The following is a 9,965-nucleotide window of genomic DNA, read 5'->3' on the forward strand; positions in this document are numbered from 1 at the left end:
TCAAAGTTTTCCTCCTTTAGGAAGAGCAATATCATCCGAAATCCAAAATTAAACTGGAGAATGTATGAGCAGTCAAAAATAAAGTAAACACTTTCTTTGTGCATGAAAAAATTTGGTCACAACTAATGAAGACCGTAGGAAAAATATTGCGGAAATGGCAAAAAAAAGCTGTTTCTGAACAAACTAAAACCCTAATAGCAGATTACATTGCCAATGATTACCAAAATTGGCGTAATAACTTTTTATGGCAGAGATTAGGTTTATTGTTATGGCTGGCGTTAATTTGCATTTTAACGTTTACATTGCGAGACGTTTATAACTTTTTCTTTCCTCTCAAAGAATTTCAAAACCTACCAGAGGTACTTAGAACTCAAGCGCTAGTTATGGACATTGCTATGCTGCTGAATCTGGTTTTGTGCATGGCTTTGCGTCAAACAAAATTTGGTCGTCAGCATCCAGGAATACTATTTTTAGGGTCATCTTGGTCAATAAATCTCATACCTCAAATTTTTGCAACTCTTAAAGGTTTTGCACTACCTGACACCTTGGCTTGGTCGCTTTTGTTCCTCAGTCAAGCCACATTCATCCCGGTATGCTGGAAACTGCATCTGATCTCTCAACTAGGGTTATTTATTTACTATTTTGGTCTAAATACAGTTCTGGGGTTAAAATTACCGCTGCCAGAACACCCGGAATTATATAATGTTACTTTTATTTTATACTTATTCTGGTTTTGTGCTATTTGTAACCTTGGCGTTTATCTCTATGATTGCCTGCAACGCTCTGAATTTTTTGCCCGTAAAGAACTTGAATTTGCCTATGAGAAACTGAGAGTTGCAGAAGCTAAATATCGCAGTATATTTGAAAACGCTGTTGAAGGCATCTTCCAAAGTACCCCCGATGGACGTTACATTACTGCTAATCCCGCATTAGCGCGTATTTATGGATACTCATCGCCAACAGAGGTAACAACAAATTTTACTGATATAGAAAATCAACTCTATGTTGACCCCCAGCGACGTGCAGAATTTGTGCGTTTAATTGAAGAATATGGAAAAGTGTCTGAGTTTGAGTCACAAATTTACCGCCAAGATGGTAGCATCGTTTGGATTTCGGAAAAAGCATATGCAGTTCGTGACGAAAGTGGTAAGCTACTCTACTACGAAGGATTAATTGAAGATATCACCAAGCGCAAGCAAGCTGAGGCGGCTTTACAAGAACAGCTAGATTTTTTACAAGTTTTAATTGATACTATTCCTACACCAGTTTTTCATAAAAATGCTGAAGGTTTTTATCTAGGTTGTAACAAGGCTTTTGAAGAAGCTTTGGGATTTACAAAAGAGCAAATAGTAGGTAAATCAGAGTATGATATATCACCAAAAGAACTAGCTGATAAATATCAGCAGGCAGATACAACTCTATTTGAACAACGGGGTATTCAGAGTTATGAAGATTCGGTGGTATACAAAGATGGCAAAAAACACGATGTAATTTTTTACAAAGCAACTTTTTCTAAAGCAGACGGATCTCTTGGTGGTTTGGTGGGAGTAATTTTAGATATTAGCGATCGCAAACGTACAGAAGAAGCACTCAGAGTCTTTGTTCATGCAGTCTCCCACGACTTACGTAACCCAGTTTTGGGTACGCTGATGGTATTAAATAATTTGCTTTCACAAGGACAAGGGGGACGACTTGGGGGACAAGAAAGTAATCTTTCTTCGTCATCTCCCCATCACCTCACCTCCCCACCTCCCCATCACCCCATCTCCCCACCTCCCCACCTCCCCTCCTCCATTCCCGTTCCTCGCTCAATTTTAGAAAGGATGAAAAAAAGCAGTGAGCGACAACTAAATTTAATTAACTCACTAATGGAAGCTCATATGAGCGAAGTGCAAGGTATTGTTTTGCAACGTCAACCAGTAAAATTGCACAAAGTTGTCGAAGATGCGATCGCTGATCTTCAACCAATGTTGACAGAAAATCAAATCATTTTAACCAATTTAGTTAAAGATGACCTACCCTTGGTAAATGCCGATCCCACGCAACTATGGCGAGTATTTTCTAACTTAATTGTGAATGCAGTCAAACATAATCCGCCAGGGTTGGATATTACCATTAATGCGATCGCCCAAGGTGATCAAATTTATTGCACAGTTGTCGATAATGGCGTGGGTTTGAGTCAACAACAGTCTGAGAGGTTATTTGATTTATACTTCCGGGGTAGCAATAATCGCAATTCTGTGAGTTTAGGGTTAGGATTATATCTTTCTAAGCGTATAATCAACGCTCACGGCGGCGAAATTGGTGTAAATAGCACACCAGATCAAGGCGCAACCTTTTGGTTTACCTTACCCGTTATCCATGATCCTTAACTTCCAATCGCACCACAGCATTATAATCTGGGACACCTTCGCGCGATCGCTTGCTTTTATCTAGCAACACATTTCCCTCTGGCCAGTGAATCTGTAAATTACCAGGCTGAATCGGCGCAATATATACTCTACCGTGAAACTCTCCCGACTCATTTTTGAGAATCACCGCATCTCCTGTTTTCAACCCCAATTTGTTTGCATCCGCAGCATTCATTAACACTGCTTCCCGGAATGCACCAGTAATGGCATCTTTGCGTTCTTGTACCATACTATTAAATTGCTTACCCCGGCGGGTTGCGACTAAAAAACAATCTGCTGGTAAAGGATCATTGCCATGTGGGAATAATGCTGCAAAATGTGCTTTACCATCTGCTGTAGGGAAATTCCAACCAAAGCATAGATGCGGACCACCATACTGAAATTGATCGCCTGCTTGCTGCAAGTGTTGAATACCAGCATACTGGGGGATGACTTGGGCAATTTCTTGTCGCATCACAGCTGTATTCTCAAAATGTAAAGATGCGACATGTCGTGTCTCTACAACGCGCCTTGCTAATTCCATAAACACTTCCCATTCCGGACGTGCTTCACCGATTCTAGGACCAGGAATTTCTGGACTGAAAATGACTCGGCGTTCGGTACTAGTCTCTGTTACACCTCCAGGAATCTCGTAGCGAGTAGTTGCGGGTAAAAGCACCACAGTATCACTTGGTTCCACCAACATTTGACTAGACAGAACAATATCCATGTGAACTCGCAACGGTACACGCTGGAGGGCTTGTTCTACATAGTCAGGTTCTGGCAACACTTCCAAAAAATTCCCACCTACACAGAACAATACATCTAATTGTCTGTTGTATGCAGCATCAATCATCTCTGGGGCTATTAAACCCTGAGTTGTAGGCACTTCAAATCCCCAAAGTTGGCTTAATTGAGCAGCATTTTCGGGAGTAATCGGTTTACCACCAGGGAATACAGTTGCGTAACATCCCATCTCCGCACCACCCTGCACCCCAGAGTGACCGCGAATTGGCATCAAACCGCATCCTTCCCGACCAACAAACCCCTTAGTAAGAGCCAGATTAATAATCGCTCTAACATTATCTTCGCCGCATTCATGCTGGGTAATGCCCATACTCCAGACAAACACGGCTTTTTGGGCTTCCCCTACGATTTTGGCAAAGGTGTACATCTGTTCGCGAGTACTACCTGAAAGTTTCTCTAACTCTTCCCAAGATTGATGAGCAAGAATTGCTTCCAGTTCTGTAAAACCGGTGGTGTAGCGGCTAATAAACGACTCGTCTACCCAACTATTGGCAATCATATGCTTGATGACGCCATTTAAAAATGCTATGTCGCCACCCACGTTTACCAAGAAGAAATCTTCGGCGAATTTAGTACCAAACAAAGCACTTTCAGGAATAGAGGGAACCCAGTAGCGTTCCATTCCTGGTTCGCGGTAGGTGTTAATCACAACAATCTTTGTACCTGCTTTCTTGGCGTAATGCAGATACTTGACAGTTACAGGTTGGTTATTAGCTACATTTGAGCCAATGAAGACTAATAAATCAGTACCCACCCAGTCTTTATAAGAACAGGTAGTCGCACCCACACCTAAGGCTGCTTTCAGTCCGGCGGTACTGGGAGAATGGCAAATACGAGCAGCATTATCAATATTATTTGTTCCCATCGCCCGCACAGCTTTTTGGGTCGCGTAGTAAGTTTCGTTGACAGTGCCGCGACTAGTAATGTAGAAACTGAGGCGGTCTGGTGTAGTAGCACGGATACGAGTAGCAATTACATCTAAAGCTTCATCCCAGCTAACTCGACGGAACCCTTTTTCTCCACATTGGCGGATCATGGGATAAGGGAGACGTCCTAATTCTCTTAGTTCAGCACTTTTGTGCATCTGCAACTGTCCCACATCTGCCAATAATTCGGGGTTAAAGGCTGGCATTGTGTTCATACGTAATAACCGCAGTCGAACATTGCATAGATGTATTCCTTCTAATGTCCAATCTCGCATTCCGGTTGTACCTAAGGCGCAACCGTCACAAACTCCCTGATTAAGAATATTCCAAGCATAGGGTAAGCGATCGCGCGACAACCAAATAGCTCGAAATACCTCAAAATAGTTGTTCGGATATTGTTCCCCTATACCAAATGGCTTCCAACTTGCCCAGTTCGATGGTGTCCAACGCTTTTTTGGTTTCCGTAACATAACCCGGGATGTAGTAATCAATTCAAAAGCTTTATTTACATGTTTTATGATGAGTTTATCTTATCAAAGATAATTTGATTTTATTGATGTATAAATTGTGAACTTTAGTTGGGAAATATAAGCCTATGCATAAGCTAAATGACTTATGCATCATGACATAGTGGTTTAACTTTTATCAGCTAAATTTCAGTGTTTCACTATCCGGATTTAATGTCTGAGTTTTGTAGAGAATGAATACGTATAAATCAATATGGTAAAAACCATAAGTTTCTAATTATCAGTTTATGAAAAACGCATGAGTTGAACTATGTTAATTCTAAACACCGTATGTTGACATCAAAGTATAGTTTTATTTTTTCAATTTCTTTAAATGTAACTACTAAAATTATTAGATAAAAGTTACTCACATCACATAAGTAGAAACCACAGAAAATCACCAACACTTCAGAGTCATTGTCAATCTGCTAAAAACTCTTAAAAAAACTATAAAAAGCAATTTTTATATAAAATAAACCAAATTTGAAGACACTAGATATGATATAAAATAACTGCTTCAATAAACACATTAGTAAAAATATTACATTGTGAATTATTACATTTTCATTGGCAACAAGTAATCAAATTTGAGATGAATGTCAAAAAAATGTATTTGTTAATGCTGGATTAACTATTTTTGAAAAAATTGTCAATAAATTTAGATAAGAGAGTTAACAATGCTATTTGATCCTTCTAGTGAACGTGGTAGTGGTAGATAAAAACATTAATGCCCTCAGCTACCAACATATTCTTTAAAAACAGCCAAAATGTCTGGGCTAATGGTGAAATTACATGAAGTAATCTCAACATAACGATATCCTTGATCTTCATGACTCAAATGCAGACTGAGATAACTATATGGCTGATAGGGCATTCTGTCCGCCCATTCAATCGCCACTATTCCTGGCGCAACCTCAACACCTTCCCAGTAGGTTTCTAAGTTTAAAGCTGCTACTTCTTGCGGCTCTAGGCGATACAGATCTAGATGATAGAGAGGAAGCCGCCCTGTTGTATATTCATTAATGAGGGTAAAAGTCGGACTCACAATCGGTTCCCTGATACCCAAGCCTTCACCAATACCTTGTATCAAAGTAGTTTTACCAGCACCTAAATCACCTTCTAACAAAATCACAGTATTAGCACTCAGGTATTGACCCAGAATCATACCGAGCGATCGCGTTACCTCTGCATCAGCAAGAAAAATTTTCATAATTTAGTCAAAAGTAATTGGTTAGTAGTTAGTGGTTAGTGGTTAGTAGTTGTTTAATACTTACTCCTGACACCCTCACACTCCACCCTTACGGTAAGCCGCGCAAAGCGCGTCTACACACTCCTCACACTCCTCACACCCCTCATACTTCCCCAACCTCCCGATCTCCCCACCCCAACCTTATCTGGCGTGATGCGCTCCACTGTACCACCGCAATAACACCTTTGCTAATTTTTGGGGATCATGGCGCACGCAACCTGTGTCATCTTCGTGCATGACGTTAGCTAAAACAATCCTTCGTCCTAATTTGGTGACATCTTCGCGATCTAAAAAGACAGGATGGGAGTTTTGTTGTGCGTAACGTATCAGGGCGCGTTCTGAGGGAGATTTTTTGTGCACCAGCACAGCATTAAATAAACGTCTACCACTGCAAGCAGCATCAATTGCCCGAATGTGGTCAGCAACACTAAATCCTTGGGTTTCTCCTGGTTGAGTCATGATGTTGCAGACATAAATACAAGGTGCAGCTGACGCGGCGATCGCATCAGCAATTTCTGGCACTAAGAGATTAGGAATGACGCTAGTATAAAGACTACCAGGCCCCATAATTATATAGTCAGCTTCCTGAATTGCCTTAATTGCTGCAGGCAAAGCAGGTGGATTCACAGGTAGACAACCAATCTTCACAATATTACCTCCAGCTGCGGTAATTTTAGACTCCCCTTCTATACGACGACCATCAGCCAGTTCCGCCCACAAGCGCACATCACTGAGAGTTGCTGGTAAAACTTGTCCTCGGATGGCGAGGACTTTAGAACTAGCAGCAACCGCCCGTTCCAAATCTCCGGTAATTTCACTCATCGCAGTTAAGAACAAATTACCGAAGCTGTGACCAGTCAAACCATCGCCGACTTGAAAACGATATTGAAACAGTTCTGTGAGTAATTTTTCTTCATCCGCTAAGGCTGCCAAACAATTGCGAATGTCCCCGGGTGGTAAAACACCAAATTCTCGACGCAAGCGCCCAGAAGATCCGCCATCATCAGCAACAGTAACAATAGCAGTAATATTAGCGCTGTAACGCTTGAGTCCTCTTAATAAAGTGGAAAGTCCCGTACCGCCTCCAATCACAACTATTTTTGGTCCTCGGTACAGTCGACGATGGGCTAACAGCACATCCACTAATTCTTCGTCACTATCAGGTCGTAGGACTTCAGTAATTGAACCAACTGTGCGGGTTTGTCCCCAAAGCAGCAACAACAACCCACATAGCAAAACTAAAGGCCCACTAATATAGTTGGGTATGATCTCAGTGATTGTTCCCAGAAAACCCCTCACTAATTCCAGCGCCCAGAAAATCGGCGTTAGCTTAATCCAAATTGCCAACCCCAGAGATGCTAGTAACACACCCCCAATGCTAATTAACAACCAACGTTTTACCGATAGTCCTGGTGATAACCATTTGAACCACTGATTAACTCGGTGGGGAGTGCGGCGGCGCGACTGCTTTTGCAAAGCGTTAAGGGCTTGCCTGAAAAAACCAATTGACATACCTAAAAAAAGCGTTGATAAAAACTAATGATTAACAGAAAATTTACACTACCTGGTCCAGACCTCAAATGTCGGATTATGACATTTGTGATGACACAAAAGGGTGTAAGGATTGATTAAAGGACTTAGTATTTTCCCCCCTACCCTACACTCTTATACCCCTAATAGATTCAAAGCACCCTGTCAAAGTTGCCGTTCTGCCGGATAAAACAATATTCTGGTTGAGTTAATTTGAAATTAATGGAAAAGCGAATTTTAGGATTAGATCCAGGTTTAGCAACCTTAGGATTTGGAACAATTATCTGCAATTCAAGCCAAGCCCAGCAGCAAGATACTACAGTAGATATGCTAGATTTCGGTGTGATTAGTACAGCAGCTGACGCGGAAATGGGACAGAGGCTACGTACATTGTACGAAGATTTACACACTTTGATCGAGGATTTACAACCCGATTTGGTAGCAATTGAAAAACTATTTTTCTATCGTATGGGGAATACTATCTTAGTTGCTCAAGCCCGGGGCGTAATCATGCTAGTTTTGGCGCAACACAATCTTCCGTATTTAGAGTTTACCCCTGCTCAAATTAAACAAGCATTAACAGGGTACGGCAATGCAGAAAAATGCGAAGTTCAACAAGCCGTAGCGCGAGAGTTAAATTTAGATTATATTCCTCGTCCAGATGATGCCGCAGATGCTTTGGCAGTGGCTTTGACGGCCTTGTTCCAGTATTGATGATGTAAGTAAACAATTACGAACAGGTAAAAAGTCTGAAGCCACAAGACTTTAAACGCTTATGTGGCGTACTTCCGGATACTTTTAACCGCACAGTCAGCAAAAACAAAAAACAGGACAAAGGAGTTAAAAGCATTGTAGAAGTTTGTCAGCAAGTCAGTTTATCTAGTTCAAAGACTCATCGACGAAGTTCTGATGCTCGTTTACTGATAAATTAAGAGCCAGTGTTGCAAAGTATCTAATTTCTACTCCCCTTTCCTTGGCAAAGAGAGGGGTTGGGGGTGAGTTCCCGCCACCGCTTCACTGCTAGTTGCAACTCCTCCAACAACCAACTATCAAACTGCGGATAAACTGGCAACCTCGGTACTAGCTCCCATCCCGCAGGTTGTAAAATTTCTCTTAGCTCCTGCTCTTGAATATGCGGATAATCAGGGTTTACTTCATCTTTGGGGCCAATTCCACCTAAATCTCTCGCGCCAGCTTCTATACATGCGAGTAACAGTTGCTGATCTTTAACTAAATTCGGCGGAATTTGGATAGTAATATCTGAGGGTAAAATTTGATGTGCTTTGCAAATAACCTCTGGTAGCTGGTTGGGATCAAAGGGCGGCGCATCAAAGCTTTGCTGATTTCCAGGACTGTGGGGTTGGAGGATGACTTCTTGAATGTGATGATAACGTTGATGGAAGTTGGCTATTGCTTCCAATGTTTCCCACCAATTATTTTCCGTTTCTCCGATTCCTAACAATAAACCTGTTGTAAACGGGATTTGTAATTCTCCTGCCCATTCTAATTGTTGCAGCCTGATAGCTGGTAATTTGCTCGGTGCATGTTTATGTACAGTTTTGAGCAATTCTGGGGTTAACTGTTCTAACATTAACCCCATAGAAACGTTTACCTGCTTGAGTTTTTGCATTTCCTCAAAACTCAATGGCCCAGCATTTGTATGTGGCAAAAAACCCATTGTCAACGCTAGTTTACACAAATCATAAATTTGCTGAAACCATGCTGAACGCCGTGATGATTGGGGATGAACTTCGCCACTAAGTATGAGAATTTCACAGACATTTTGAGTTTGCAGTTGTTTCAAAATATTTGCTGCTGCTGCTAACCTCAGCCAAGGACTTTTACCCGGGTCTGTACGAAAATTACAATAGGTACAAAGATTAAAACATTCATAAGTAGGAACAATAGTGTAAGCAGGACTGTAGGTAATTATGTTCATAGGTATTTGGTAGTGCGTGATAGCAAAGTTATAACGGGTATGAGGTGTTCACCTCAGTGCTGCTACAAAAACCGATCCAATCAAAATGGCAACACCGGAGGATAAGGATTGTACTCCTGTGTTTATCCGTAGCTTCCAACTAGATTTGTCCCATCAGCAACATCATCTTTTGTGTCAATTATTATAAAGATGTCCAAAAAACTCTCATACGCATGCAAGCGGATTTTCCGAATCTTTGCGACATGTATACACTAGCCATCCAACTTCAGAAAACTCAGGAACAGCAGTAGGCTTCCGCAAAACAAGTCCAGATCCACAATTATCTCTTTACTGGATGTATCTAAGGATTAGATAAACACTTGGCTCTTGATATCGAGCAAGCAGTACCATTCGATTTTAGATTTTAGATTTTGGATTGGTTCCACACATCAATCTAGATGAGGATTAAGGACAAATATCATACCAGAAGTAGATATTTCTGAAAAGACTTTACAAACCGCAATATGTACTTTAAGATATGTAACAGGGTAAAAAAACTACCTGCACATCATAAGTAAATCTTTGCAATCATAAGAACAATGACAGCAACCTTACAACGCGCGCAAAGCGCCAACGTAT

Annotated in this window: 6 protein-coding genes; 2 read left to right on the forward strand and 4 right to left on the reverse strand. The window is 41.2% G+C overall.

Going from position 1 to position 9,965, the window contains the following annotated elements:
* Positions 1-125 precede the first annotated feature (125 nt).
* On the forward strand, positions 126-2,372 hold the full coding sequence (locus tag NIES592_RS14065) for a PAS domain-containing sensor histidine kinase (protein ID WP_073556075.1): 2,247 nt from the start codon (positions 126-128) through the stop codon (positions 2,370-2,372).
* Here NIES592_RS14065 and NIES592_RS14070 read toward each other — a convergent pair.
* From NIES592_RS14070 to NIES592_RS14085, 3 genes are all read right to left on the reverse strand, one after another.
* Positions 2,356-4,593 carry an FdhF/YdeP family oxidoreductase gene (locus tag NIES592_RS14070; RefSeq protein WP_073556054.1) on the reverse strand — a complete coding sequence of 746 codons (2,238 nt, stop codon included), beginning with the start codon at positions 4,591-4,593 and terminating at the stop codon, positions 2,356-2,358. The two genes, NIES592_RS14065 and NIES592_RS14070, sit on opposite strands and share 17 nt — an antisense overlap.
* A 769-nt stretch (positions 4,594-5,362) precedes the next feature.
* On the reverse strand, positions 5,363-5,839 hold the full coding sequence (tsaE, locus tag NIES592_RS14075) for a tRNA (adenosine(37)-N6)-threonylcarbamoyltransferase complex ATPase subunit type 1 TsaE (RefSeq protein WP_073556055.1): 477 nt from the start codon (positions 5,837-5,839) through the stop codon (positions 5,363-5,365).
* Between the two features lie 180 nt (positions 5,840-6,019).
* Entirely contained in the window at positions 6,020-7,390 is a 1,371-nt protein-coding gene (locus tag NIES592_RS14085) for a gluconeogenesis factor YvcK family protein (RefSeq protein WP_062247153.1), read from the reverse strand.
* Positions 7,391-7,630: 240 nt separating this feature from the next.
* On the opposite strand from NIES592_RS14085, the gene ruvC reads away from it, so the two are divergent.
* Complete coding sequence (gene ruvC / locus NIES592_RS14090; protein ID WP_062247152.1) at positions 7,631-8,122, forward strand: crossover junction endodeoxyribonuclease RuvC; 492 nt, start codon at positions 7,631-7,633, stop codon at positions 8,120-8,122.
* A gap of 238 nt (positions 8,123-8,360) precedes the next feature.
* On the opposite strand, the gene cofG is transcribed toward ruvC, so the two are convergent.
* Positions 8,361-9,347, reverse strand: a complete 987-nt coding sequence (cofG, locus tag NIES592_RS14095) for a 7,8-didemethyl-8-hydroxy-5-deazariboflavin synthase subunit CofG (RefSeq protein WP_062247151.1) — start codon at positions 9,345-9,347, stop codon at positions 8,361-8,363.
* Between the last annotated feature and the right edge of the window lie 618 nt (positions 9,348-9,965).

Source organism: Fischerella major NIES-592 (assembly GCF_001904645.1).
GTDB lineage: Bacteria > Cyanobacteriota > Cyanobacteriia > Cyanobacteriales > Nostocaceae > Fischerella > Fischerella thermalis.